This is a genomic window from Aquabacterium humicola (assembly GCF_030167915.1).
GTDB classification, from domain to species: domain Bacteria; phylum Pseudomonadota; class Gammaproteobacteria; order Burkholderiales; family Burkholderiaceae_C; genus Pseudaquabacterium; species Pseudaquabacterium humicola.
Genome location: NZ_JARGNB010000009.1, coordinates 196,600 through 220,480, shown reverse-complemented (window position 1 = coordinate 220,480; position 23,881 = coordinate 196,600). Strand labels below are relative to the sequence as shown.

Genomic DNA, 23,881 nt, shown 5'->3' with positions numbered 1-23,881 from the left:
CCAGTCGCTTGGCCAGGTCCTCAGTATCGAAAGCCTCTGACATAACGATCCCACGTAAGGTACATGGGTTCGTAGGCTCTCAGTTGCCTTCGCGGGAATCAAGGACGTGGTTGCTCGATCGCTTACGAGCTACCTGCGCCTGGTTGGTGTACCTGACGCGGCCATCAAGGAAGCCCTCGGCGGCAGGGCCACAGTGGCCTGGAACCTGAGGTACTTGCCGCAAGCGTAGGGGTGGCTTGCTGCATCGTTGTGGTAAGTTTGCGGCTCGTTCGCTGCAAGCACGGCAGGGGTCGCAGGTTCGAACCCTGCACCGCCCATCAGAAATATAAAAAAATCAACGACTTACGGCGCCTCTGGCGCCGCTTTCGTATCCGAGTACGGAAAAAGTACGGAGACTTGCCGTCATGTCGGAACTCGATCCTGCGACGACGCTGGCTGATATCTTCGCCGCGGCTCTGTACACGCCGGCGGTCACGTTTCAGTCGACGAGTCCCCAAGTCGGGACTTGGGCGCGGCCACTGCGGACCCATTCCGGCGTGTTTGATGTGTACTGTCCTGGCTGTGGCAAGCATGCGACGTATCGGTATGCCCCGGACTCCGATGTTTTGCAGGCGGACGCACGTTTGCGCAAAGGGATGGGCGGGGACGGTGATGTAGGCCTGTTTGCCACGTTTCCGTTTCGCATCACCGCTCGCTGCACGCGGAACGCGAGCCACAGCGTCGAGCAGTGGGTGAGGCTCTCGAGCAAGACCGCCGGCAAGAACTTCGAAGGTGACACGCTCTACGATCGCTCCCTTTCGAAGATCGGACAACATCCGTCGTTGACCGACTTCCAACTCGGAGACCTTGGGGAGTTCGAGTCGGCGATGACGAAGACGCAACGCAGGGAGTTCGTCCAGGCCATCAACTCAGCTGCTCATGGGTATTCGGTGGCTGCCTGCACCTACCTTCGCCGCGTGTTCGAGCAGCTCCTGAAGGAAGCTAGGGACGCTCACATTGCAGAACACGGGCTGAAGGACTGGCCGGAGTTCCGCGCGGCCAAGACCGATGAGCGGATCAAGCTGGTGAGGGACCGCCTTCCCGCCTTTCTCAGCGAGCACCCACAGCTCTATGGACTTCTGAGCCTCGGCGTTCACGAACTGAGCGACGAGGAGTGCGCGCGAGAGTTCCCGCTCCTGAGGCAAGCGATCGAGCTGATCTTTACCGAGAAGGCTAATGCCGCGCGACGCGAGAAGGCTCGCTTAGCGGCCCAGAAGCTGATCGACCAGGCTGGAGACCGGTACAAGGATCGCGCGGACTAAGTTCTCGGAGGAATCATGACGGGCCTGGAAGAGGGCGGATCTGCGTGGCTTGATGTGTCAGGGACCAATCAGGCGCTGGTGGAACTCTATCGGCCAACGCTCGTCGCCTTCATGGCGCTCAACCGGGCCAGCGTGCCAAAGGTGTGCGGCACCGGGTTCGTCTTGGCTGCCGCTGGCGGACGCGCCGTCGTCCTTACCGCGCGCCACGTCTTTGATGACGCTGCCAAGCACCAACGACCGACTCTTAAGCGCCCACTGGCGCCGGGGCTGTTCGACGAAACACCGTCGCTACCATCGACGTTGCCGAGCGACTTGATTGCGCACTGGTTCGCCCTTGAGACCGCCGGAACGCTTTCGATCGACGAGATTGCAGCGGTGAGCTACACAGACATCGCCGCATGTGCTGTCAGTGCTGGCCACACGCTGAACGATGCGCCCTTCCATGCACCGGGCTGGCCAGTACACTGCACCATCCCGAGGGTGGGCGACTTGGTCCAAATGGTTTCCCTTGGCATGGACACTGGCACAGCTGTCGTCGAACAGCAAGCGCCAGCGGACAGAACAGGGATCGGCCAGCAACTGCTGATCACTAATGCCGTTAGGATTAGGGTGGGTCGCGTGGTCGGCGTATACCCAAATGGGTACCGCCAGCACAGACACCCCTGCTTTACGACGACCATTCCGGTCGAACCCGGTATGAGTGGCGGCCTTGCTTTCATTCGTCAAAGTCTTCATGACTCAGGCGAACTCGGCGTGTGTGGGATCGCTAGTGCAGATGTCTCGCCCCCAGAGGCATTCAGCGATCCATCCGTCGCGGGCCTCTCCATCTTTGCCTGCACTTGGCCCGTGGTGGGCCTCCCTGTGCCCGGCTTACTACCTGGTGAAGACGGCCAGCGGCGACGCTTTCACGAAGCCTTCCAGTCGGGTGACCTGAGGGCACTTGGAGGCGTGGGGCACTTGACAGTCAACGTTGATGGCGACCGCGTGAACGTCCGCTACCGAAATCCGCCCTAGCCAGAGGCTTCAGGTTGCTCTATGACACGCTAGTCGCGACTGAGAATGACGGGTACTTAGGTACAGCCACGTCCATCGAAGGAGGCGCCAAAACGTGTGGCGCGTCGCGCGCTCATCTCGGTGATTGCTGAGCCGTAGGACCAGGCTATCCGGTGAAGAGGTCAAACGCAATGCCCGTCTGCGCAAGGCCGACGATGTCAAGGCTCTGTGTGTTGACGTCTACCGTAACCGCCAGGAGACCGAGCGACGCCTGCGTGAACTGTCGGCTATCCAGCAGGCCGACGTAGTAGCTCAGATCGCCAGGCCCCGGCGCGAAGCCGACGACGTTCTCGTACACGAACTTCACGAAGTCAGTGTTAGACCGAGAACCGGCCATCTGCGCAAAGTTTGAGCTTCCGACGGTCAGTGCGACCAGATTTGCGAGAGACGTTCCAGAGTCCAGCAGCGACAGCGCGGCGCCGACTTCCGCGCCATCGCGCAGGTGTTCCGGCCCTTCCAGGGCGCGGATCACTATCGCAGCTAGGTAGCCGTTGCCGCCAGCTTGCGTGTCGAGGGCGAGGCTGGTGTTGGTGAAGCTCAGACGTTCAATGCCGTAGAGCAAGTCCGACCCGTCTGCGCCGGTCAGGGCCCGAGCGCGCCATGCACTGCCGTCGCGGGTAACAGCATAGCCAGACCGAACGCCACTGAAGACGGCGGTATCGATGCCAATCCCGCCGTCGATTGTGTCGTTTCCGCCGAGACCGGTAAGCCGGTCGTTCCCCTCCAGCCCGAGGAGGGTGTCCGCCCGAGCGCCGCCAGTGAGTTCGTTGCCCCAGGTGTTTCCTGTGAAGCGAACCCCGACCAGCATGTCGTTGAACGCGGAGAGATTCTCAAGCGCAGTTCCCTGCAGCGAGTAGTCGAAGCCTACAAATACCGTGTCGACGCCCTCATAGTCGAACTCTTCAATACGATCGAGAGGGGAGTCAATGACATAGCGATCATTGCCGAGCCCACCTCTGAACAGGTCCGCGCCTGCACGCTTTGACGGGTTCCAGTCGAACGTATCGTTCCCGGCTCCGCCTTCGAGCACATCATCACCCGGACCGCCGTTCAGCTCGTTGTCCAAGTCGTTGCCTTCGACGGTGTCTGCGTAGGCCGAGCCGATGAAGTTCTCGTACTCACCCCACAGCCAGGTCCAGCGAGATGGGTTGAAGCCGAATACCGCGAGAGACAAGGCATCCACGGCGGTTGTAATGAAGCCGGCGTGATGAACGTTGGTGCCGTTGAACGCCGTGACAGTGCCCATGTCGACAGCCAACCCGTACGCCTGATTGCTGGCATCAAGCGTATCGAGGCCCGAGGCGTCCCAAAGAGTGTTGTAGTAGAGGCCTAGGTACTTCGATATGTCGACAGTGGTATTGCCAGCACTTCCCGCAGATTCACCATACAGATATTGAAGCGCGATGACGTCCATGATCATCGGAGCGATCGGCATCGAACCGTCGTATGCGCCGTCGCCTCCGTTCTCGAACTTGTCGTAGGACATCACCGAAATCCACTGCCGGTCCGCGTACGGAATCTGAAGATCGGTGTAGGTAGGTCGACCCGTACCCCCGTCGTCATGAGGATGTTTGAGGCCGAGGCCGTGCAGAACCTCGTGAAGCAAGAGAGCGAAGCCGTTAGATCCAACCTCAAAGTCCAACGAGCGGATGAACGGGTTGTTCCAGTTTAGCCACGTGTCTCCCGCAGCCCCGGCGTACTGGCTTGCATCGAATGATGTGGCCGGGAAGAAGCAGTGTGCGGTTTGGTCAACGTTGACGAACTGGTTGTCATTGATGAACTGGCCAGCCGAGTTGAAGCCTCCGTACCCGAACGTGATGTTCAGATTGGAGCCAGCCGCGTATGCGGCCCTGTATCCCGGCGTTGCCTGCGTGGATGAGAAGTGCCCTAGGAAATTGAAACTGGCGTTGATGTAGTACGAGATGAAGTCGAACAGTGTCTTGAAGTCTTCCTGGGTCTCTGCCGACTGCAAAGACGGATGGCTCCACGCCGACCCGGACACCGACCAGTTAAGTACCCGCGACGTGCCTGGAACGAAGATCCAGCGGTAGCCGTTGATGGTGGCCTCGACGTCGACGTTCGACGTGATCGGCAGCGGCGAAGTCGACGGGTACGCAGCCATGCTCAGTCCTCCCGCCCCTAAGGCGATGCAGCGGCGCCGGCCCCCGCCGAGCGCATCCGAAGCCTACACCGGGCTTGTATGCGCGGACACCCTCGTCTTGTGGATCGAATTGCCTTGGCGACCTTAAGTGCGGTCAAGGGCACCTGCTGTGCACTTCCATCCGCGCAGGAACCGGCATGACTGCCGATATCTCGCCTGCCCTTCGCCCCAGACCCGAGCCCTACCAGTTGACGCCCGAGACTCATTGAGCAGCGCGACTGCCTGTCCGGACGCTGGCGAGCAACGGCGTTCTGAAGGTCAAGCTGCTGCAGAACGAGACGCTCGTGAAGCGGGCCACCAGATACAGCAGGGAGCAGTTCACCAACTCGTCTGACCTCGACTCGGCTTGATGACGCCATCGGCGCGATCGGAAGCCGCCTGCAGCTTGTAGGATCACTGCAGCACTGCGGCTACTCCATGCGAGCCTTCCTCTTGATCATCGCTTTCCTGATTGGGGTCGGGATGCTCATGGCCGTCGGTTCGTGGCTGTTGCGGTTGCTGAGGCGGAACATCCCGGTTCTTGCTAGCCTCCTGCTGTTGGTGATTTGGCTCGCCGTCGCTGGGTTCGACGGGCTGGTAGCGCTTGCCGTGCTGGTGTGCATCTGTTGCTTGTGGCGATACTGGCCGGCTTCAAGGCGTGTACTCGTCATAGGCGGCTTCGGCCTGGGGCTGCTTCTGATGTCAGCGTTCCTCTTGCCCTTCGATGACGATAGTGCTCCCACGCCATCCTCAGCCGTTGCGGTAGAGATGCCTCAGGAACGTGCCGCGGCGACTCCTGACGCCGAAGGAGGCAGCCTGATAGGCTACCTTGCTCAACGCCACGTCTTCGGCAAGGCCATCGCTTGGATGAAGCGTGCCGCTCGGTTCGATGACAAGGACGGACGCAAGAAGGACTGAGCGCGAGAACCGGCCGACGAGCCTCGCCGGCGCCAGGCGAGGGCCCGCAAACTTGCGGGAAGCCGGGTGTCCAGCGAAGAGCGGGCCGGTTGTGGCCGTGTTGTAGGATGCTTGCGGCATCGCTGCAGCACGCACGACCTTCACACGGCAGGGGTCGCAGGTTCGAACCCTGCACCGCCCACCAAGACCAACGGCGCCCCATGAACTTGCGGGCGCCGTTTTTCTTTTCCGCCCCTGGGTTTGGCGGCCTGGTCTGGCGGGGTTCTAACGCCGATGGAGCGCGGCCCGCACGCTGCCGTCCACCGCGTCCAACCGCGCCGCCGCCTCCGCGATGCCCAGGTCGCCGAGGATCGCGACGATCGCCACCTTCACCCGCCAGCCGCAGGCCTGCAATGTCAGCTGCGCTTCTTCCGCCGTGCAGCCGGCGGCCATGACGGTCAGCTCGATCGCGCGCCGGTAGAGCTTGGCATTGCTCGGCGCGAGGTCGACCATCAGGTTGCCGAAGACCTTGTGCAGCCGCACCATCATCGCGCTGGACAGCGTGTTCAGCGCGATCTTCTGTGCGGTGCCGGCCTTCAGCCGCGTGCTGCCCGAGATCACCTCGCTGCCGGTGTCGAGCACGATGCCGATGTCGGCCTGCTGCACGAGCGGCGTGCCGGGGTTGTTCGCCAGGGCGATCGTCAGGGCGCCCAGCCGGCGCGCGGCCTGCAGCGCCCCGATGACGTAGGGCGTGGTGCCCGATGCGGCGATGAGCAGCACGACATCGTCGGCGCCGACCGGCAGCTGGTCGACGTCTGCTGCGCCCTGCGCAGCATCGTCCTCCGCGCCCTCGATCGCTTCGAACATCGCCTGCCGGCCGCCGGCGATCAGTGCGCGCGAGCGCTGCGGCGGCCAGGAAAAGGTCGGCGTCAGCTCGACGGCGTCGAGCACGCCCAGGCGTCCGGAGGTGCCGGCGCCGATGTACACCAGCCGCCCGCCGCGCTGCAGCCGCGGCAGGGCTGCAGCGACGGCCCGCGCGAGGTCCGGTTTCGCGGCCGCGACCGCCGCGACCGCCGCGTGCTGGTCGTCCACGAAGGCGGCAACCAGCAGTTCGTCGTCGTAGCGGTCGAGCTGGCGGTGGTGCGTGCTGGGGGCTTCTGTCTTCAGCATCGAAGGTCACAGCAGCATTTGCCGTGCCTTCGACTGTGCACCCGCCGGCCGCCCTACAGGAAACCCAGCTTCTTCGTGGCGAAGTTGCCGAGGCCGGGCATCACGTGGGCCAGATCGGTGTCCGAGACGCCGAACCAGCTCGCGAGCGTCGCGCCGAACTGGTCGACCGAGGTCGTCGGCAGCAGCCGGCCCTGGCCGATGTCGTCGGGGCCGTCGACGGCGATGGCCGGGGCGGTGCCGTAGAAGTCCCGGCCCTTGACCGCGCCGCCCAGCACGAAGTGGTGGCTGCCCCAGCCGTGGTCGGAGCCGTCGCCATTGATCGACAGCGTGCGGCCGAAGTCGGACGCGGTGAAGGCGGTCACCTGATTGGCGACGCCGAGCTCGGCGGTGGCGTCGTAGAAGGCTTTCAGCGCGTCGGCGACCTGCGTCAGCAGGCCGGGGTGTTCCTCGATCAGCTGGTCGTGCGTGTCGAAGCCGCCGAGCGAGACGAAGAAGACCTGGCGGTTCAGGCCGAAGGCGGCGCGCGCGGCGATCATGCGGGCGACCATCTTCAGCTGCGACCCGAGGCCGCTGCCGGGGAAGGGCGTCGACAGCTCCGGCACGCCGGCCAGCGCGGCGGTGACCTGCGCCTCGGCGTCGATCGAGCGCCGCGTGATGCGCGTGTATTCGTCGGCGAACAGGTGCGTGCCGGTCGAGGTGATCATCGTGCGCAGCGCCGCCTGCGCCGCGGCGGCGTTGAAGGGCGGCTTCTGCAGCGCCTTGATCGCCACCGCGCCGCTGCTGCTGAGCTGGTACTGCACGGCGCTGTCGCCGGACAGGAACACCGCGTTGCCGGTGACCGAGGTGCAGGTGAACACGCTGCCGCCGTTGCCCGACAGCATCAGGTCGCCCATGCGCCCGCCCCAGCCGGATCGGGCGCCTTCGGTGAGGTTCGATTGCCAGGTGGACTGCTGGTCGTTGTGCGACAGCAGCTTGTCGGGCAGCGGCACCGATTTCGCCTTGTACTGCGCCACCGTCGTCGGCACCAGCAGCGGGCCGACGTTGAGCTGCACCGCGAGCTTGCCGGCATCCCACAGCGACTTGATGGGCGACAGCTGCGGCGCGAGCGCGTACTGCAGGCCGTCTGGCAGCGCATGCGCCGGCGTCAGCGCGGTCGCGCCGAGCGCCGATTGCGCCGTCGCCAGGCTGCCGCGGATGGCCGCGTACATCGCGTGATGGGTATTGTCGACCGGCGGCAGCGTGTTGGCATAGTCGTTGCCGCCATAGAGGAAGACGCAGACCAGCGCACGGTAGTCCGACGGGCTGGTGGCCGCCGCCGCATCGGCCAGCAGCGACAGGTTCAGCGCCAGCGGCGCGGCGGCGCCGCTGGCGCCGAGGATCGCGCCGCGGCGCAGGAAGGCACGGCGGGCGAGGTCGATCGACATCGAGGGCTTCATCGCGCGCTCCCTTCAGCGTTGAACGAGGTAGTCGGGACAGGCCATCACCAGCAGCACGGCCGCCTGGACGCGGTTCGTCAGCTCGCTGGTCTTCGACGAGGGCATGGTGCCGATGGCATCGACGATCAGCGTGCGATTGGCGGCGCTCAGCTGGCCGGCGCACAGCAGCAGGTTCAGGCGGTCGACCAGCGCCGACGCGTTGGCGGCCAGCGCGATCTCCGCGGTGTAGTCGGGCTGGATGTCGTTGTGGCCGCCGCCGATGGCCGTCATCATGTAGTTCAGGTAGCCGGCGACGCTCGATTCGTTGGTGATCTGGAACTCCGGTGCCACCATCAGCGCGTTGGCGATGGCGGTATTCGGCGGCACGTAGCCGGGCCGGAAGAAGTTGAAGACCGAGGCCGAGCGTTGCGGGCTCTGGCCCAGCCGGTTCGCCGGGTCGCTGGTATTGCCGACGTTCCAGTCGGTCGACAGCGAGCGGGCCTTGAAGATGCGCGCCCACTGCACGAAGCGCAGCACCGGCTCGCGCAGCTTGCCGAAGCCGGGGCTCGACAGCCCGTCGTCGCTGCGTGCCTCATCGTCGAGCAGTACCGCCTTGATGACCGCCTTCAGGTCGCCGCGCTGGCCCTGGCCGTTGTTGTCGAAGGCAGCGGCGACACGGGCCACGTAAGGCCCGCTCGGGTTGCTGGTGACGAGGCGCTGGATCAGCTGGCGGCCGATGAACGGCCCGACGTTCGGGTGGTTGGCGAGCGTGTCCAGCGCGGTCTTCAACGCCGTCGTGCCGCTGGTGTTCGCCGGCACCGTCGTGCCGAGGAAGCTCGCCGCGAGCGTCGAGTGCTTCTTGTCGTTCAGCACCATCGGCCTGCGGGCGTACTCCGGGCTGGTGCCGTTGTTCAAGCGCTGCGGACCCCAGCCGGTGAAGATCCGCGCGAGGTTCGTCACCGTGTCCTGGTCGTAGCTCTCGATCGGCGCGTCCGCCGGGCCGGTCTTCGGCGTGCCGTCGGGGTTCAGTGACCACAGGCCGATCGTGAACAGCTGCATCACTTCCCGCGCGTAGTTCTCGTCGGGCAGGCGGCCGGTCGCGGCATCTTCCTTCTCGTTGCCGGCCGTGTTCAGGTACAGGCCCATCGCGACGTTCAGCGTCACCTGCTCGAGCAGTGTTCGATAACTGCCAAAAGCATTGGATGCGAGAAGATCCCAGTAGGCGGCCAGCTTGAACTGCTTGTAGGTGCCGGTCACGCCGTCGAAGCCGACGACGAAGATCTCCGACAGCGCCAGCGCCACCCGTTGCCGCAGGCTGTCCTGCGCCGTCAGCAGGCGCTGCCAGATCTGCGAGTCGACGCCGATGGCCACCGACGCGGCGTCCGGGTCGGCATCGATGCCCTTGGACACCAGCCAGTCCCAGTTGCTGGTGGACACCGGTGTCGCGAAGGCCTGGTCGAGCCAGGCCGCGTAGCCCAGACTGCGCACCGCGGCGATGTCCGCGTCGCTGGGTGCCAGCGTGGCGTGCTGCAGGAAGCGGGCGGCCTGGGCGTCGCTGTAGGGATAGCGCGAGGCGAAGACCAGCGGCGCGAACTCGGCCAGCGTGCCGACGCGCACCAGGCCGCCCCCGGAAACCGGGCCGAGGATGTAGATCTCGCTGCCGGCGACGCCGAGGTAGTTCTGCGTCGACGGGTAGTAGCGGTAGACGTAGGGCTCGGACGTGAGGTTGGCCTGGTGCGGCGGGAAGTGCTGCGCGTAGTGCACCTCCGCCCAGTCCATCAGTTCGGTGGCGGTGGGCACCGGGCCGTCCGCCGCGGTGCCTGCTTGGTCGGCCTGGCCTGCGGACAGGATCGATCGATCGGTGCGAGCCGATTCGATGGCCATGAACGCGGCCGGCGGTGCATCGGCGTCACCGCTGCCGCAGGCGGCGAGCAGGGCCGGTGCCGCGAGCACCGCGGCCCAGCCGGGCATGGGTTCAGGCAGGGCGACATCGGCCCTGGCGTGCGCTTCCATCTCGTGTTCCCCCGTCGTTTCGACGGGACACATCGTGCATCCGCGGCCGGGCGGACGCGAGCGCATTTACCTCGGCGGACGCGCGCTTCACATCCAGCAAGAATCGTTGCGGCGACGCGCCGCAGCGGTTACATCCCCGCGTAGTTCGGTCCGCCGCCGCCTTCGGGCGTGACCCAGACGATGTTCTGCGTCGGGTCCTTGATGTCGCAGGTCTTGCAGTGCACGCAGTTCTGCGCGTTGATCTGCAGGCGCTGGCCGCCGGACTCGCTCTCGACGAACTCGTACACGCCGGCCGGGCAGTAGCGGCTCTCGGGGCCGGCGTACCGGGCCAGGTTGACCTGCACCGGCACGCGGTCGTCCTTCAGCGTCAGGTGCGCGGGCTGGTTCTCTTCGTGATTGGTATTGCTGATGAACACCGACGACAGGCGGTCGAAGGTCAGCTTGCCGTCCGGCTTCGGGTACTCGATCTTCTCGCACTGGTCCGCCGGCTTCAGCGCCAGATGGTCGGGCTTGGTCGCGTGCAGCGTCCACGGCGGCGCCTTGACGCCGATCTTCGGCAGCAGCCACTGCTCGATGCCGGTCATCACGTTGCCGATCAGCTTGCCCTTCTTGAACCAGAGCTTGAAGTTCTTCGTGCGCTCGAGCTCCTCTCGCAGCCAGCTGCGCTCGAACGCGGCGGGGTAGGCCGCCAACTCGTCATGTGAGCGGCCGGCGACGATCGCCTCGAAGGCTGCCTCGGCCGCCAGCATGCCGGTCTTGATGGCGGCGTGGCTGCCCTTGATGCGCGAGGCATTCAGGTAGCCGGCGTCGCAGCCGATCAGCGCGCCGCCGGGGAACACCGTCTTCGGCAGCGAGTGCACGCCGCCGTTGTTGATCGCGCGGGCGCCGTAGCCGATGCGCTTGCCGCCCTCGATGTGCTGGCGGATCGCCGGGTGCGTCTTCCAGCGCTGCATCTCCTCGAACGGGCTCATCCACGGGTTCTGGTAGTCCAGGCCGATGACGAAGCCGAGCGTGACCTTGTTGCCCTCGAGGTGGTAGAGGAAGCCGCCGCCGAAGGTGTCGTCCACCATCGGCCAGCCGGCGGTGTGCACCACGAGGCCGGGCTGCGCCTTGTCGGCCGGCACTTCCCACAGTTCCTTGACGCCGATCGCGAAGCTCTGCGCGTCGCGGCCGGCATCGAGCTTGTACTTGGCGATCACCTGCTTGCCGAGGTGGCCGCGCGCGCCTTCGGCGAAGACCGTGTACTTGCCCAGCAGCTCCATGCCGAGCTGGAAGCTGTCGGTCGGCTGACCGTCCTTGCCCAGCCCCATGTGGCCGGTGGCCACGCCGCGCACCGCGCCCTTGTCGTCGTACAGCACTTCGGCCGCCGTGAAGCCGGGGAAGACCTCGACGCCCAGCGCCTCGGCCTGCTCGCCGAGCCACTTGACCAGCGAGCCGAGCGCGACGACGTAGTTGCCGTGGTTCTCCATGCACTCGGGCACCAGCCACGACGGTGTCGTCGCGGTGCCGCCGTTCTCGCCGAGGAAGAGGATCTGGTCGCCGGTGACCGGCTGGTTCAGCGGGGCGCCGCGCTCCTTCCAGTCGGGGAAGAGCTCGTTGATCGCGATCGGGTCCATCACCGCGCCGGACAGGATGTGCGCGCCGGGCTCCGAGCCCTTCTCGAGCACGACGACCGAGATCTCCTTGTTCTGCGCCGCGGCCAGCTGCTTGAGCCGGATCGCGGTGGCCATGCCGCCCGGGCCGCCGCCGACGACCACGACGTCGTACTCCATCGATTCGCGGGGGCCGTATTGGTCGAGGATCTCCTGGGGCGTCATGGCGTGGGGTCCGGGTGATGAGCAAAAACGTCGGGGATTCTACGCGGCAGGCCCCCAAAAACGAACGATCGTGCTTTTTTGGAGAGGCCAGTCGACGCGGACCGTCGGACGACGGTCGCGCCGCGCATCGTGCCGCATCGCCGGCGCCGGCGCTGTCACGGCGACGTCAGCCGTCGCGCGGGGGCTGCGTGCTATCGTGCAAGCCCGCTCCAACCAGGGGCCGACACACCGATTTTCACCATGAGCTATCGCATCGATCTGTCGGGCCGCGTCGCCTTCGTCACCGGCGCTTCCAGCGGACTGGGCGCGCAGTTCGCGCGCACGCTGAGTGCCGCGGGCGCGGGGGTCGTGCTGGCCGCACGGCGCGTCGAACGGTTGAAGACGCTGCGCGCGGAGCTGGAGTCGCTGGGCGGCGACGCGCATGTCGTCGGTCTCGACGTCACCGACCCCGAGAGCATCAAGGCCGCGGTCGCGCATGCCGAGACCGAGATGGGCACGATCGACATCCTGGTCAACAACTCCGGCGTCAGCACGACGCAGAAGCTGGTCGACGTCACGCCCGACGACTTCGACTACGTGATGGACACCAATACCCGCGGCGCGTTCTTCGTCGCGCAGGAAGTGGCCAAGCGCATGATCGCGCGCTCGCGCGGCGCGGCGCCCGGCACCTTCACCGGCGGGCGCATCGTCAACGTCGCGTCGATGGCCGGCCTGCGGGTGCTGAGCCAGATCGGCGTCTACTGCATGAGCAAGGCCGCGGTCGTGCACATGACCAAGGCGATGGCGCTGGAGTGGGGCAAGTTCGGCATCAACGTCAACGCGCTGTGCCCGGGCTACATCGACACCGAGATCAACCACCACCACTGGCAGACCGAGGCCGGCCAGAAGCTGATCAGCCTGCTGCCGCGCAAGCGCGTCGGCGAGCCCAAGGACCTGGATGCGGCGCTGATGATGTTGTGCGCGAACGAAAGCCACTTCATCAACGGCGCGGTGCTGTCGGCCGACGACGGCTTCGGAGCGTGATGGAATGAGCCCCCGAGCTCGCGTTCGCTCGCTGCCCCCCGAGGGGGCGCCGGCCTCCCTTGGGGCGGCCCGGCGAGAGTCCGCATGAGAGCGTTGACCCCCGTCGAAGCCCGCGTGCTCGCCGTGCTCGTCGAGAAGCAGGCGACGGTGCCGGACACCTACCCGCTGTCGCTGAACAGCCTCGTCGCCGGCTGCAACCAGAAGACGGCGCGCGACCCGGTGATGAACCTCAGCGAGTCCGACGTCATCGCGGCGGTCGACGGCCTGAAGAGCCTGAGCCTGGTGTTCGAGACCAGCGGCAGCCGCGTCTCGCGCTACGAGCACAACATGGCGCGCGGCATCGCGGTGCCCGGCGCGGCCGCCGCGTTGCTGGCGGTGCTGATCCTGCGCGGCCCGCAGACGGCGGCCGAACTGCGCGCGAACTGCGAGCGGCTGCACCGCTTCGCCGACATCTCGTCGGTCGAGGGTTTCCTCAACGAGATGGCCGAGCGCTTCCCGCCACGCGCGGTGCTGCTGCCGCGTGCGCCCGGTGCGCGCGAGGCGCGCTGGGCCCACATGCTCTGCGGCGAGGTGCAGATGACCGCCGAACGTGTCGCGCCGTCCGGCTCGGACGACGACCGCATCAGCGTCGGCGAGCTCGTTGCACTGAAGGCCGAGCTCGGGCGCCAGTCCGAGGAGCTCGCCGCCTTGCGCGCACTGGTGCACCGCATGGCCGGCGAACTGGGCATCGACCCGACGGCCTGAACGTCTCTCGACCGAACCGACGATGCGCTTCGACATCCCCGAGCAGAAGAAGCTGACCTTCGAGATGGTGATCCCGATCCGCTGGGGCGACATGGACGCGATGGGCCATGTCAACAACACCATCTACTTCCGCTACCTCGAGAGCCTGCGCATCGAGTGGTTCCGCAGCATCGACTGCCTGCCCGATCCCGGCGGCGTCGGCCCGGTGATCATCAACGCCTTCTGCAGCTTTATCCGCCAGCTCGAATACCCGGGCGAGGTGCTCGCGCGCCACTACGCCGGCGCGATGGGCCGCAGCACGATCGACACCTACGCGACGCTGGAGCGCACCGATCGCCCGGGCGAGGTCTACGCCAGCGGCGGCGCGACGGTCGTGTGGACCGACTTCAAGGCGCAGAAGTCGGTGCCGCTGCCGGACTCGATCCGCGCGCTGCTGGCCTGACGCGGTGCCGTCAGTTGCGCAGCACCGCCAACGCCATCACGCCGATCAGTCCGAGCACGAACGCGACGGTGTAGAGCACCGAGATCACGAACGCGCGCAGCCCGGTCGTCCACCAGCGGCCACCATAGACCTGCTGCATCGCCCACAGTCCATAGCCGACGACCAGCGCGGCCAGCGGCCAGGTCATCGCTTCGGGCAGCAAGGACATCGCCAGCAGCGCGACGAACCAGAAGCTGTGCATGTGCAGGCTGAAGACGAAATGCGCGCCGTAGTTCATGCGCCGCGAGCGGTAGGCCAGCTGCACGATCGCCGCGAACACCGGCAGCATCAGGAACACGGTGTAGGGCGCCATCGAGGCCAGCCGCTGCTGCGCGGCCTGCGGCGCATCGGCGGACTTCGCCAGTCGCAGTTGCAGGCGCGCGCCGAGGCGGTCGTTCCAGGCGCAAGGGCTCCCGGGCGCCAGGCAGTCGCGTGCGCGCTGCAGTTCGGCGGCGTGGTCGGACGATGTCGTCACCTGCACCGGCCTCCCCTGCCTGTCGCGGGGGCCCGCGAAGTCCAGGCTCAGCTCGCCGACGCCGAGCAGCTTGACGAGCACGAAGAATACGAAGCTCGCGCTCAGGTACAGCCGCAGCGGCAGCACATAGCGGCGCCGGCGGCCGGCGAAGTACTCGCGCGTCAGCCGGCCGGGCTTGAGCAGCAGCAGCGCCAGCGTGCGCCACAGCGCACCTTCCAGCGCGACGTAGTGGCCGACGAACTCGTGCACGAACTCCCAGAAGCTCGGCGGGTGCAGGGTCGTCTCCTGGCCGCAACGCGGACAGAAGCGCAGGGACTGGGTCAAGGGCAGGTCCGCGCCGCAGTTGGCGCAGCGGCTCGAGGCATGCGTGCTCATCAACCGGACAGCAGCTTGTTCACCAGTTCGGGCGTCGTGGCGGCACCCACCTTGCGCATCAGCCGCGCGCGGTAGACGTCGACGGTGCGCGGGCTGATCACCAGCCGCTTGCCGATCTGCTTGCTGGTGAGGCCCTCGATCAGCAGCGCAGCGATCTCGCGTTCGCGGGCGGTGAACTCCACCTTCAGCTTGCGTCTCGACGACAGGTCCTCGAAGGCCCAGATGCCGGCGGCGTGCGGATCGGCCGGGTCCAGCGCGCGGCCGCTGACGTGGCACCAGAACAGCTCGCCACGGGCCTCGCCGTCGAAGCGCTTCATCACCCGCTCGTCGGCATAGCGGCCGTGCGCGTCCAGGCTCGCGACGATGCGGTCGCCGGCGCGCTCGAACTCGTCGGTGGTCGGGTAAAGCACCTCGAACGAGCGGCCGATCAGCTGCTCGCGCGCGGCGCCGAACATCGCCAGCACCTGCCGGTTGCAGTCGACGATCTGGCGCTGGCGCGACAGCACGAGCCCGATCGGGGCGAGGTCGAAGGCGGTGCGGTAGTCGAGTGCGAGTTCCAGGTCGGGCCTCGTTGCGGATGGATCGGGCGGCGTCTTAGGTGATGCTACGTAACCCCTACTTATTCGAGTAAGTAGTACGCTTGCCGGCTCGCGAATCTACCCTGGAAGTGATCGAGGCATGAACAAGATCTACCCGAGTGCAGCCGCCGCGCTGGACGGCATCGTCCGCGACGGGCAACTGCTCGCCGTCGGCGGCTTCGGCCTGTGCGGCATCCCCGAGGCGCTGATCGACGCGCTCAAGGACAGCGGCAAGCGGGACCTGACCGTCATCTCGAACAACGCCGGCGTCGACGGCTTCGGCCTCGGCAAGCTGCTGCTGACGCGCCAGATCAAGAAGATGATTTCGAGCTACGTCGGCGAGAACAAGGAGTTCGAGCGCCAGTACCTCGCCGGCGAGCTGCAGCTGGAGTTCACGCCGCAGGGCACGCTGGCCGAGAAGCTGCGCGCCGGTGGTGCCGGCATCCCGGCCTTCTTCACCCGCACCGGCGTCGGCACGCTGGTGGCCGAGGGCAAGGAGATCCGCGAGTTCGACGGCCACCCCTACGTGATGGAGCGTTCGCTGGTGCCCGATGTGTCGCTCGGCAAGGCCTGGAAGGCCGACAAGTCGGGCAACCTGATCTTCCGCCGCACCGCGCGCAACTTCAATCCGGCGGTCATCATGGCCGGCAAGATCAGCGTCGTCGAAGTCGAGGAGATCGTCGAGACCGGCAGCATCGATCCGGACTCGGTGCACCTGCCCGGCATCTACGTGCACCGCCTGGTGCTCAATGCGAACCCGGAAAAGCGCATCGAGAAGCGCACGACCAAAGAGAACCCGACTGGAGCCTGACATGCCCTGGACCCACGCTGAAATGGCGCAACGCGCCGCGCAAGAGCTGCAGGACGGCTTCTACGTCAACCTGGGCATCGGCCTGCCGACGCAGGTGGCCAACTACGTGCCGCCCGACAAGACCGTCGTGCTGCAGAGCGAGAACGGCATGCTGGGCATCGGCCCGTTCCCGAGCGAGGCCGAGGTCGATGCCGACCTGATCAACGCCGGCAAGCAGACCGTCACCACGCTGCCGGGCTCGTCGATCTTCGGCTCGCACGACAGCTTCGCGATGATCCGCGGCGGCAAGATCAACCTGTCGATCCTCGGCGCGATGCAGGTCACCGACACCGGCGACCTCGCGAACTGGATGATCCCCGGCAAGATGGTCAAGGGCATGGGCGGCGCGATGGACCTGGTGGCCGGCGTCGCGCGCGTGCTGGTGCTGATGGAGCATGTCGCGAAGAAGAAGGACGGCTCGATCGACCTGAAGATCCTGCCCAAGTGCACGCTGCCGCTGACCGGCATTGGCGTCGTCAACCGCATCATCACCGACCTGGCGGTGATGGACGTGACGCCGCAGGGCCTGAAGGTCGTCGAGATCGCCCCGGGCGTGACGCACGAGGAACTGCAGGCAAAGACCGGCGTGCCGCTGATCCAGTGAGCGCTGGCGCCTGAAGTGAGCGGTTCGAGCGAGGCCGGATGACGGCATTGCGGGCGCTGGCGCTGCTGTGCGTCGCGCTCGTCGTGCACGGTTCGCTCTACCCGTGGCGCTTCGCTTCGCCGCCATCGTTCGGCGGCGCGCTGGCCGCGATGCTGGCCGACCGCCACTGGTGGACCGGCCGCGGCGACGTCATCGGCAACATCGTGCTGTTCGTGCCGCTGGCGGCCATCGGGCAACTGGCGCTGCGCGAGTCGCGCTGGACGCCGGGGCTGGGTGCGGTGGTGGTGCTGTCCGGCGGCACGGTGCTCGCGTTTGCGCTGCAGGTGCTGCAGATCGCAGTGCCGGCGCGCAATGCCGCGCTGTCCGACGTGCTGTGGAATGCCGTCGGCCTGGCCCTCGGCCTCGCCATCGCCGCGTCGATCGAGCCGCTGCGGCGCGTCGGTGCACGCTGGCATCCGGCGGGCCGCGGGCCGGCGCGTACCGAGTCGCTGGCGCTCGCCCTGGCGCTGCTGTGGCTGGCGCTGCAGTGGTGGCCCTTCGTGCCGACGCTGGACTGGCAACACGTCAAGGAGGCGCTGAAGCCGCTGGCCCCGTCGACGGCGCGCTGGTCCTGGCCCGGTTTTGTCGACACCGCGCTGGCGCTGGCGGTGCTCGGCCCGCTGCTGCGTGCCAATCCGGCGCGCGGGCCGGGCCTGGTGGCGCTGTGCGGCCTGGCGGCGCTCGGCAAGCTGCTGATCGTCTACCAGGCGCTGACGCCGCAGTTCGTCGGCGGTTGCCTGATGGGCCTGGCCTGTTGCGCGGCCGGATGGCGCGCGGGCGACCGGCCGGTGCGCTGGCTGACAGTGGCCGCGGCGCTGGCCTGGTACACCTTCGACGAACTGCGGCCCTTCCGCTGGACCGAACTTGGGCGCCCCTTCCAGTGGCTGCCGTTCGTCGCGTCGCTGCAGGGCTCGATGCTGAGCAACCTGCTGAGCTTGTGCTGGAACCTGTACTGGCTGGGTGCGGTGCTGCTGCTCGCGACCGGCCTGACGCGGCATGCCGGTGCCGCCACCTGTGCATTGGTGGCCTGGGTGCTGATGCTGGAAGGCCTGCAGACGCACCTGCCGGGCCGCACGCCCGATGTCACCCCGGCACTGCTGCCGGTGTTCTGGTGGCTCGCGCACCGGGCAGCCAGCCGCCACGCGCCTTTGATGCGTTAGGCGGCTGGCGCCTCTGCGGCGTCTAGGCCGTCCCGCCGCCGCGCCGGCCGAGCGATTCCAGCGTCGTCCACAGCGGCACCAGCCGCGCGTCGGCCAGCACCTTCAGCTCGGTCTCCGGCCACAGGCTGTCGCGGCCGATGGTGCTGATGCGCCAGCGCAGCTCGCGCAGCGCGAGCCCGATGTCGAAACGCTCGCGCGGCTCGATCTGGCCCGGCGGCAGCGACCACAGCCCCATCGCGTTCCACGCGCTGCGCAGACGGTTCAGGCGGTGCGCGGCGCGTTGCGCGACACGCTGCGACGAGCCGTCCAGCTGCGCGCTGATCGCCTCGGCCAGGTCCTGCACGCGCTGCAGCCCGGCATCGAGCTCGGCCATCTCGGCATGCGGTTCCGGGCCCTGCTGCGGCATCGGCAGCACGATCGATTCGCCTTCGGCCCAGCGGGTGATCGGGCCGGCCCACGGGCCCGACAGTTCACCCGGCACGAAGCGCAGCGCGAAGCTCGCGCGCGCCGCAGGCGCCGGGCGCTGCAGGTCGACGATGCCGAGCACCAACTCGACCACCTGCATCAGCTGGCCCATCGGCGACAGCGCGGGGCCGAGCAGCTGGAACGGGTAGCCGGTGCCGTCGAGGCGCTCGTGGTGTTCGGCGACGGCGCGCGACACGTCCGCGGGCAGGTCGGTGAGCTCGCCGAGCAGCATCGCGCCGATGTGCGGATGCGAGGCCAGCTGGCGGTACTCACCGAGGTCGAGCTGGCGGCCGCTGCCGAGGTAGGCGGGTTCGACGTAGATCTCGCCCAGGTCGTGCAGCAGGCCGGCGAGCATCGCGCGCTGCAGGAACTCGCCGCTCGCATGCTGGTGCCAGGCCAGCGCGCCGGCCAGTGCCATCGCGCGCACGGCATGCTGCCAGGCGGACGGGCGCCGCTCGGCCGCGGCGGTCAGCAGCCATTGCGCCAGCGGATGCAGGCGCAGCGTGCTCACCGCGGCGCGCAGCACGCGCGCGCCGGGCTGCATCAGAGGGACCAGCGGATCGCCGCTGTCGAGCAGCCGGCTGAGCTCGAGTTGTACCGCGGTGCCGTCGACGCCGCCGTCGAGCGCGGGCCACGGCGCACGCGGGTTCAGCAGCTGGCGGCGCACCTGCTGCTGGTGCGGCCGGTCCGGCTGGCGCAAGGCCGTCGCGGGCACGCTGGCACCGGCGGCCCGGGCAGGCGCCGGCGCCGCGATGTCGCCGCAGGCATTGGCGATCGTCAGCTGCTTGAAGGGGTTGGTCTGCAGGAAAGCGCTGGCGTGAGCGTCCAATTCGAAGGCCCTGGGTGCGAGGTTCTCCGACGGGTTTTCGGCCGTCGCGCGGATTTCGTGAGGGCAGCGCGCCAGGCGCGCTCCGCGGCGCGGCGGCAGGATGTCACGCCGGGCCGATGTCGCCCTCAGGCGCCGCGCCCTTCGCTCATGCCGCCTTGGCGGCCGCGCTGCGCGCGAGCGCACGCGCGCAGGCCGGCACCAGGGCCGGCCCCCGGTAGATCAGGCCGGTGTAGACCTGCACCAGGTCCGCGCCCGCGGCGCGTTTGGCCTGGGCGTCGGCCGCGCTCATCACGCCGCCGACGCCGATGATCGGGAAGTCGGGGCCGAGCGCCGCGCGCAGGCCGGCGATCACGCGGTTGCTCGCGTCCCGCACCGGCGCCCCGGACAATCCGCCCTGTTCCTCGGCATGCGGCAGGCCCTGCACCGCATCGCGGGCGATCGTCGTGTTGGTGGCGATCACGCCGTCGAGCGCGTGGCGTCGCAGCGTCGCGGCGATCAGCGCGACCTGCGCGTCGTCGAGGTCGGGGGCGATCTTCACGAACATCGGCACGCGGCGGTTCAGCGCCGCGCTCAGCGCGGCCTTGCGCGCCTGCAGCGGACCGAGCAGCGCATCGAGCGCCTCGTCGCTCTGCAGCGCCCGCAGGTTCTTGGTGTTCGGGCTCGAGATGTTGACCGTCACGTAGTCGGCGTGCGGGAACACGCCTTCGAGGCCGAGCAGGTAGTCGTCGACCGCGCGCTCGATCGGCGTCGCGGCGTTCTTGCCGATGTTCAGGCCGAGCACGCCACCGGCTGCGCGGAAACTGTGCGCGCGCTGGACGTTGGCGATGAAGGCTTCGAGGCCGTCGTTGTTGAAGCCGAGGCGGTTGATCAGCGCATCGGCCGAACGCAGCCGGAACAGGCGCGGCTTCGCATTGCCGGGCTGGGCCTTCGGCGTGACGGTGCCGACCTCGATGAAGCCGAAGCCCATCGCGCCGAGGCCGTCGATGCAGCGGCCGTTCTTGTCGAGGCCCGCGGCCAGGCCGATGCGGTTCGGAAAGCGCAGGCCGGCGATCGTCACCGGATCGTCGATGCGCGCCTGCGACCACAGGCATTGCGCCGGCGTGTTCTGCAGCGCGGCCAGCGCGTCCAGCGTCAGCTCATGGGCACGCTCGGGATCCAGGCCGAACAGGAAAGGGCGGGTGAGGGCGTAGGGGACGACGGCCATAATCCCGCGATTGTCCCAAACGCCTGCGGCCGGCCCGGTGCGCGGGCCCCGCATGCCCTCATGACGCAAGACGAACTCAAGGCGCTGGTCGGCCGCGCCGCCCTGGATCACGTGGTGCCCGGCTCGGTGGTGGGTGTCGGCACCGGCTCGACGGTCAACCACTTCATCGACGCGCTGGCGACGATCAAGGACCGCATTGCCGGCGCGGTCTCCAGCTCGGTGAAGAGCACCGAACGCCTGCAGGCCCATGGCATCCCGGTGCTCGATGCGGCGACGATCGAGCGCATCCCGGTCTACATCGACGGCGCCGACGAGATCGACGGCCGCGGCTGCATGATCAAGGGCGGCGGCGCGGCGCTGACGCGCGAGAAGATCGTCGCCGACCTCGCCGAGCGCTTCGTCTGCATCGTCGACGCGTCCAAGCGCGTCGAGGTGCTGGGCCGCTTCCCGCTGCCGGTCGAGGTGATCCCGATGGCCGCGGCGCAGATCTCGCGCCACTTCGCGGCGATGTACGGCGGACGCGCCGTGCTGCGCGCGGGCGTCGTGACCGACAACGGCAACCACCTGCTCGACGTGCACGGCCTGCGGATCACCGATCCGTTCGGCATGGAAACCGAAGTGAGCCAGTGGCCGGGCGTCGTGACCGTGGGGATCTTCGCGCGTCACCGCGCGCGCATCTGCCTGCTCGGCACCGAGCAGGGCGTCAGCACGCTGACTTTCGATTGAGGCGCGCGGCGTAGCGCGCGCAGTCGACCGCATCCAGCAGGCGCGCGGGCACCGGCATCGGTGCGCCGCTGAGCCATGCGGCCACCACCTCGCCGGCCAGCGCGGCCTGCGTGAGGCCGCGCGAGCCGTAGGCGGTGGCCACATAGAGGCCGGGCCGCCGCGGGACGTGGCGCGGCTGGTGGGCGTGCGACGGGGTGTCGCCGACGGCGGGCAGCGGGCCGAGCAGCGGCAGCTTGTCCTGCGCCTGCAACCGCCAGCCGACACGGCCCTCGATGCGCGCATCGGCGGGCGGCGTCCAGCCGCTCAGGCGCAGCAGCGTCGCGAGGTTCTCGGCGCGGTCGGCCTCGCGAAGCGTGGGGTCGGGGTCGTCGACCTGCGAGGTTGCGCCGCACAGCACGCGGCCGTCCGGCAGCTGCAGTGCATAACCGGCGTCGGCCACGGGCACCGGCAGCAGGCCCGCCGGCGCGCCGTGCACGACGCTCAGCTGGCCGCGCACCGATTGCAGCGGCCAGCCGGGCTCGCCGACCAGCCGCGCCGCATCGCCGGCATTGGCCAGCACGACGGCGTCGGCCGATACGAGCACACGGCCATCGGCCGCGCGCAGTTGCCAGCCGCGGTCACTCGATTCAAGGCCTTCGATGCGCTGGCCGAGGTGCAGCGTGATGCCGGGCGATTGCAGCCAGGCCGCGACCAACTCGGCCGGCACCGCCCAGCCACCGCCCGGATAAGACCACGCCGGCTGGTCGCGCAGCCGGGACAGGTGCACCCAGTCGGCGGGCCAGGCCTGCTCGTCGAGCAGCGCCTGCATCGCCCCTGCATCGCCGCCGCGTTCACCCCGCAGCAGGCCGAAGCCGCCGCTGGCGCGACCCGATTCGATCAGCGGCGCCAGCACCTGCTGCATGCGCAGCGCGCCGGCGCGCAGCCAGCGCGCGTGCGGGCCGTCTTCGCGGTGCAGGATGCCGTGGAAGAGGCCGGCCGGGTTGCCGGAGGTGCGCTGCGCCGGCGCCGCATCGGCTTCGAACACGTGCACCTCGAGCCCTTCGGCCGCCAGCGCACGCGCGACGCCAGCGCCCGCCAGCCCGGCGCCGATCACCGCGACCTGCCGCGCGGGCCACGATCGGCGTCCCGGCGGCAGCGGCGGCACGTGGCGCGGTTCGAAGCGTGCGACGGTCATGTCGCGCTTGCCGCCGAAGCCGGCCACGCGTTCGACGGCGAAGCCCGCGGCGGCCAGGCCATCGCGCACCTCGCGCGCCGCGCTCCAGGTCGCCGCGGTGGCGCCCGGTGCGGCCAGCCGCGCCAGCCGGGCGAGCGGCCGCGCCGCCCACATCGCCGGGTTCTTCGCCGGCGCAAAGCCGTCGAGGAAGAAGGCATCGGCATGCACGACCAGCTCCGGCAGCGCGTCGTCGATGTCGGCGAAGACCAACCGAAGGCGCACGCGGCCGCCGTCGAGCACCAACGTGTGCAGGTCGGGCGTCAGGGGCGGCCACGCCGCGAGCAGCTGGTCGACGAGGGGCCGGAGGGCTTCGGGCGTCGTGGCGTGCGCGCGCGCGAGGTCGTCGCGCCGCGGCGGATGCTTGTCGATCGAGACGAACTCCAGCCGCTCGCTGCGCGCCGGGGCGTCGCGCCAGGCCTGCCAGGCGGCGAGGAAATTGTTGCCCAGGCCGAAGCCGGTCTCGAGGATAGTGAAGCGCGGCTGGCGCTGCCAGCGCTGCGGCAGGCCGTTGCCGCGAAGGAAGACATGCGCCGCCTGCGCCAGGGCCCCGGCGCGGGCGTGGTAGACATCGCCGAAGTCCGGCGCGCTCGGCGGCGCACCGTCGTCGGCGAAGACGATGCGGGCCGGTTGCAGCGGGCCGAAGGCCATGGCGCGTGGTCGAAGCGGTGCGGCGGGCCCGACGGAAACGACAAGGGGCACCGAAGTGCCCCTGTGCTGGTCGCTGCCGAACTTGGCGACAGGCCCTTCCGGCGATCAGACGCGCTTGCGGTACTCGTGCGTGCGGGTGTCGATCTCGATCTTGTCGCCCTGCGCGACGAAGATCGGCACCTGGATCTCGAAGCCGGTGGAGATCTTCGCCGGCTTCAGCACCTTGCCCGAGGTGTCGCCCTTGACGGCCGGCTCGGTCCAGGTGATCTCACGCACCAGCGAGGTCGGCAGTTCGACCGAGATCGCCTTGCCGTCGTAGAACACGACCTCGACCGGCATGTTGTCCTCGAGGTAGCTGATCGCGTCGCCCATGTTCTCGGCCTCGACCTCGAACTGGTTGTACTCGCTGTCCATGAAGACGTACATCGGATCGGCGAAGTACGTGTACGTGCAGTCCTTCTTGTCCAGCACGATCTGGTCCATCTTGTCGTCGGCCTTGAAGACGACTTCGGTGCCCTGGTTGTTCAGCAGGCTCTTGAGCTTCATGCGCACCGTCGCGGCATTGCGGCCGCCGCGCGAGTACTCGGTCTTGAGCACGACCCACGGGTCCTTGCCCTGCATGATCACGTTGCCGGCACGGATTTCTTGAGCAATCTTCATG

The 23,881-nt window shown here is 68.1% G+C and carries 21 protein-coding genes; 10 read left to right on the top strand and 11 right to left on the bottom strand.

Going from position 1 to position 23,881, the window contains the following annotated elements; translation table 11 throughout:
- Positions 1-404: 404 nt before the first annotated feature.
- Both P1K89_RS29390 and P1K89_RS29385 read left to right on the top strand, forming a co-directional pair.
- Positions 405-1,301 carry a hypothetical protein gene (locus P1K89_RS29390; protein ID WP_284620099.1) on the top strand — a complete coding sequence of 299 codons (897 nt, stop codon included), beginning with the start codon at positions 405-407 and terminating at the stop codon, positions 1,299-1,301.
- A 15-nt stretch (positions 1,302-1,316) separates the two neighbouring features.
- The gene (locus P1K89_RS29385; RefSeq protein WP_284620098.1) at positions 1,317-2,315 is read left to right on the top strand and encodes a hypothetical protein; all 999 of its coding nucleotides are present in this window, start codon (positions 1,317-1,319) and stop codon (positions 2,313-2,315) included.
- Between the two features lie 145 nt (positions 2,316-2,460).
- Here P1K89_RS29385 and P1K89_RS29380 read toward each other — a convergent pair whose 3' ends face one another.
- On the bottom strand, positions 2,461-4,476 hold the full coding sequence (locus P1K89_RS29380; RefSeq protein WP_284620097.1) for a hypothetical protein: 2,016 nt from the start codon (positions 4,474-4,476) through the stop codon (positions 2,461-2,463).
- Positions 4,477-4,932: 456 nt separating this feature from the next.
- Between P1K89_RS29380 and P1K89_RS29375 the strand changes: the two genes are divergently transcribed.
- A complete protein-coding gene (locus P1K89_RS29375; RefSeq protein WP_284620096.1) occupies positions 4,933-5,412 on the top strand; it encodes a hypothetical protein in 480 nt (159 codons plus the stop codon).
- A 264-nt stretch (positions 5,413-5,676) separates the two neighbouring features.
- Here the strand turns inward: P1K89_RS29375 and murQ are convergent, their stop codons facing one another.
- The 4 genes from murQ to P1K89_RS29355 form a co-directional block, all read right to left on the bottom strand.
- The gene (gene murQ / locus P1K89_RS29370) at positions 5,677-6,561 is read right to left on the bottom strand and encodes an N-acetylmuramic acid 6-phosphate etherase (RefSeq protein ID WP_284620095.1); all 885 of its coding nucleotides are present in this window, start codon (positions 6,559-6,561) and stop codon (positions 5,677-5,679) included.
- Between the two features lie 53 nt (positions 6,562-6,614).
- Positions 6,615-7,997 (bottom strand): DUF1501 domain-containing protein, encoded by a 1,383-nt coding sequence (locus P1K89_RS29365; RefSeq protein ID WP_284620094.1) that lies wholly within the window; start codon positions 7,995-7,997, stop codon positions 6,615-6,617.
- A gap of 12 nt (positions 7,998-8,009) precedes the next feature.
- The gene (locus P1K89_RS29360; protein WP_284620093.1) at positions 8,010-9,947 is read right to left on the bottom strand and encodes a DUF1800 domain-containing protein; all 1,938 of its coding nucleotides are present in this window, start codon (positions 9,945-9,947) and stop codon (positions 8,010-8,012) included.
- 170 nt (positions 9,948-10,117) lie between these two features.
- Positions 10,118-11,806, bottom strand: a complete 1,689-nt coding sequence (locus P1K89_RS29355; RefSeq protein ID WP_284620092.1) for an electron transfer flavoprotein-ubiquinone oxidoreductase — start codon at positions 11,804-11,806, stop codon at positions 10,118-10,120.
- Between the two features lie 240 nt (positions 11,807-12,046).
- On the opposite strand from P1K89_RS29355, the gene P1K89_RS29350 reads away from it, so the two are divergent.
- From P1K89_RS29350 to P1K89_RS29340, 3 genes are all read left to right on the top strand, one after another.
- On the top strand, positions 12,047-12,829 hold the full coding sequence (locus P1K89_RS29350) for an SDR family oxidoreductase (protein ID WP_284620091.1): 783 nt from the start codon (positions 12,047-12,049) through the stop codon (positions 12,827-12,829).
- Positions 12,830-12,913: 84 nt separating this feature from the next.
- Positions 12,914-13,573 (top strand): YceH family protein, encoded by a 660-nt coding sequence (locus P1K89_RS29345; protein WP_284620090.1) that lies wholly within the window; start codon positions 12,914-12,916, stop codon positions 13,571-13,573.
- Between the two features lie 22 nt (positions 13,574-13,595).
- Complete coding sequence (locus P1K89_RS29340; RefSeq protein ID WP_284620089.1) at positions 13,596-14,015, top strand: acyl-CoA thioesterase; 420 nt, start codon at positions 13,596-13,598, stop codon at positions 14,013-14,015.
- A gap of 10 nt (positions 14,016-14,025) precedes the next feature.
- Here P1K89_RS29340 and P1K89_RS29335 read toward each other — a convergent pair whose 3' ends face one another.
- Positions 14,026-14,853 (bottom strand): DUF3667 domain-containing protein, encoded by an 828-nt coding sequence (locus P1K89_RS29335; protein WP_284620088.1) that lies wholly within the window; start codon positions 14,851-14,853, stop codon positions 14,026-14,028.
- A 50-nt stretch (positions 14,854-14,903) separates the two neighbouring features.
- On the bottom strand, positions 14,904-15,464 hold the full coding sequence (locus P1K89_RS29330) for a PAS and helix-turn-helix domain-containing protein (RefSeq protein WP_284620105.1): 561 nt from the start codon (positions 15,462-15,464) through the stop codon (positions 14,904-14,906).
- A gap of 118 nt (positions 15,465-15,582) precedes the next feature.
- On the opposite strand from P1K89_RS29330, the gene P1K89_RS29325 reads away from it, so the two are divergent.
- From P1K89_RS29325 to P1K89_RS29315, 3 genes are read left to right on the top strand one after another with little or no spacing between them, the layout of a single operon-like run.
- Positions 15,583-16,293 (top strand): CoA transferase subunit A, encoded by a 711-nt coding sequence (locus P1K89_RS29325; protein WP_284620087.1) that lies wholly within the window; start codon positions 15,583-15,585, stop codon positions 16,291-16,293.
- Between the two features lies 1 nt (position 16,294).
- Positions 16,295-16,936 (top strand): 3-oxoacid CoA-transferase subunit B, encoded by a 642-nt coding sequence (locus P1K89_RS29320; protein WP_284620086.1) that lies wholly within the window; start codon positions 16,295-16,297, stop codon positions 16,934-16,936.
- Positions 16,937-16,974: 38 nt separating this feature from the next.
- Positions 16,975-18,135: a VanZ family protein gene (locus P1K89_RS29315; RefSeq protein WP_284620085.1), complete on the top strand. Its 1,161-nt coding sequence runs from the start codon at positions 16,975-16,977 to the stop codon at positions 18,133-18,135.
- A 22-nt stretch (positions 18,136-18,157) separates the two neighbouring features.
- Here P1K89_RS29315 and P1K89_RS29310 read toward each other — a convergent pair whose 3' ends face one another.
- On the bottom strand, positions 18,158-19,429 hold the full coding sequence (locus tag P1K89_RS29310; RefSeq protein ID WP_284620084.1) for an HD-GYP domain-containing protein: 1,272 nt from the start codon (positions 19,427-19,429) through the stop codon (positions 18,158-18,160).
- A gap of 145 nt (positions 19,430-19,574) precedes the next feature.
- Complete coding sequence (locus P1K89_RS29305) at positions 19,575-20,633, bottom strand: quinone-dependent dihydroorotate dehydrogenase (RefSeq protein WP_284620083.1); 1,059 nt, start codon at positions 20,631-20,633, stop codon at positions 19,575-19,577.
- 60 nt (positions 20,634-20,693) lie between these two features.
- On the opposite strand from P1K89_RS29305, the gene rpiA reads away from it, so the two are divergent.
- Entirely contained in the window at positions 20,694-21,359 is a 666-nt protein-coding gene (gene rpiA, locus P1K89_RS29300) for a ribose-5-phosphate isomerase RpiA (protein ID WP_284620082.1), read from the top strand.
- On the opposite strand, the gene mnmC is transcribed toward rpiA, so the two are convergent.
- Together mnmC and efp are read right to left on the bottom strand one after the other, a co-directional pair.
- Entirely contained in the window at positions 21,337-23,220 is a 1,884-nt protein-coding gene (mnmC, locus tag P1K89_RS29295; protein ID WP_284620081.1) for a bifunctional tRNA (5-methylaminomethyl-2-thiouridine)(34)-methyltransferase MnmC2/FAD-dependent 5-carboxymethylaminomethyl-2-thiouridine(34) oxidoreductase MnmC1, read from the bottom strand. The genes rpiA and mnmC overlap by 23 nt on opposite strands.
- A 105-nt stretch (positions 23,221-23,325) precedes the next feature.
- Entirely contained in the window at positions 23,326-23,880 is a 555-nt protein-coding gene (gene efp, locus P1K89_RS29290) for an elongation factor P (protein WP_284620080.1), read from the bottom strand.
- Position 23,881 lies beyond the last annotated feature (1 nt).

Excerpts from the sequence above, each read along its gene's own strand:
- P1K89_RS29380 (WP_284620097.1), bottom strand. The coding sequence starts at position 4,476 with ATGGCTGCGTACCCGTCGACTTCGCCGCTGCCGATCACGTCGAACGTC.
- efp (WP_284620080.1), bottom strand. The coding sequence starts at position 23,880 with ATGAAGATTGCTCAAGAAATCCGTGCCGGCAACGTGATCATGCAGGGC.
- P1K89_RS29305 (WP_284620083.1), bottom strand. The coding sequence starts at position 20,633 with ATGGCCGTCGTCCCCTACGCCCTCACCCGCCCTTTCCTGTTCGGCCTG.
- P1K89_RS29350 (WP_284620091.1), top strand. The coding sequence starts at position 12,047 with ATGAGCTATCGCATCGATCTGTCGGGCCGCGTCGCCTTCGTCACCGGC.
- P1K89_RS29320 (WP_284620086.1), top strand. The coding sequence starts at position 16,295 with ATGCCCTGGACCCACGCTGAAATGGCGCAACGCGCCGCGCAAGAGCTG.
- P1K89_RS29375 (WP_284620096.1), top strand. The coding sequence starts at position 4,933 with ATGCGAGCCTTCCTCTTGATCATCGCTTTCCTGATTGGGGTCGGGATG.
- P1K89_RS29360 (WP_284620093.1), bottom strand. The coding sequence starts at position 9,947 with ATGCCCGGCTGGGCCGCGGTGCTCGCGGCACCGGCCCTGCTCGCCGCC.
- P1K89_RS29385 (WP_284620098.1), top strand. The coding sequence starts at position 1,317 with ATGACGGGCCTGGAAGAGGGCGGATCTGCGTGGCTTGATGTGTCAGGG.
- rpiA (WP_284620082.1), top strand. The coding sequence starts at position 20,694 with ATGACGCAAGACGAACTCAAGGCGCTGGTCGGCCGCGCCGCCCTGGAT.
- murQ (WP_284620095.1), bottom strand. The coding sequence starts at position 6,561 with ATGCTGAAGACAGAAGCCCCCAGCACGCACCACCGCCAGCTCGACCGC.
- P1K89_RS29390 (WP_284620099.1), top strand. The coding sequence starts at position 405 with ATGTCGGAACTCGATCCTGCGACGACGCTGGCTGATATCTTCGCCGCG.
- P1K89_RS29315 (WP_284620085.1), top strand. The coding sequence starts at position 16,975 with ATGACGGCATTGCGGGCGCTGGCGCTGCTGTGCGTCGCGCTCGTCGTG.
- P1K89_RS29365 (WP_284620094.1), bottom strand. The coding sequence starts at position 7,997 with ATGAAGCCCTCGATGTCGATCGACCTCGCCCGCCGTGCCTTCCTGCGC.
- P1K89_RS29355 (WP_284620092.1), bottom strand. The coding sequence starts at position 11,806 with ATGACGCCCCAGGAGATCCTCGACCAATACGGCCCCCGCGAATCGATG.
- P1K89_RS29345 (WP_284620090.1), top strand. The coding sequence starts at position 12,914 with ATGAGAGCGTTGACCCCCGTCGAAGCCCGCGTGCTCGCCGTGCTCGTC.
- mnmC (WP_284620081.1), bottom strand. The coding sequence starts at position 23,220 with ATGGCCTTCGGCCCGCTGCAACCGGCCCGCATCGTCTTCGCCGACGAC.
- P1K89_RS29340 (WP_284620089.1), top strand. The coding sequence starts at position 13,596 with ATGCGCTTCGACATCCCCGAGCAGAAGAAGCTGACCTTCGAGATGGTG.
- P1K89_RS29325 (WP_284620087.1), top strand. The coding sequence starts at position 15,583 with ATGAACAAGATCTACCCGAGTGCAGCCGCCGCGCTGGACGGCATCGTC.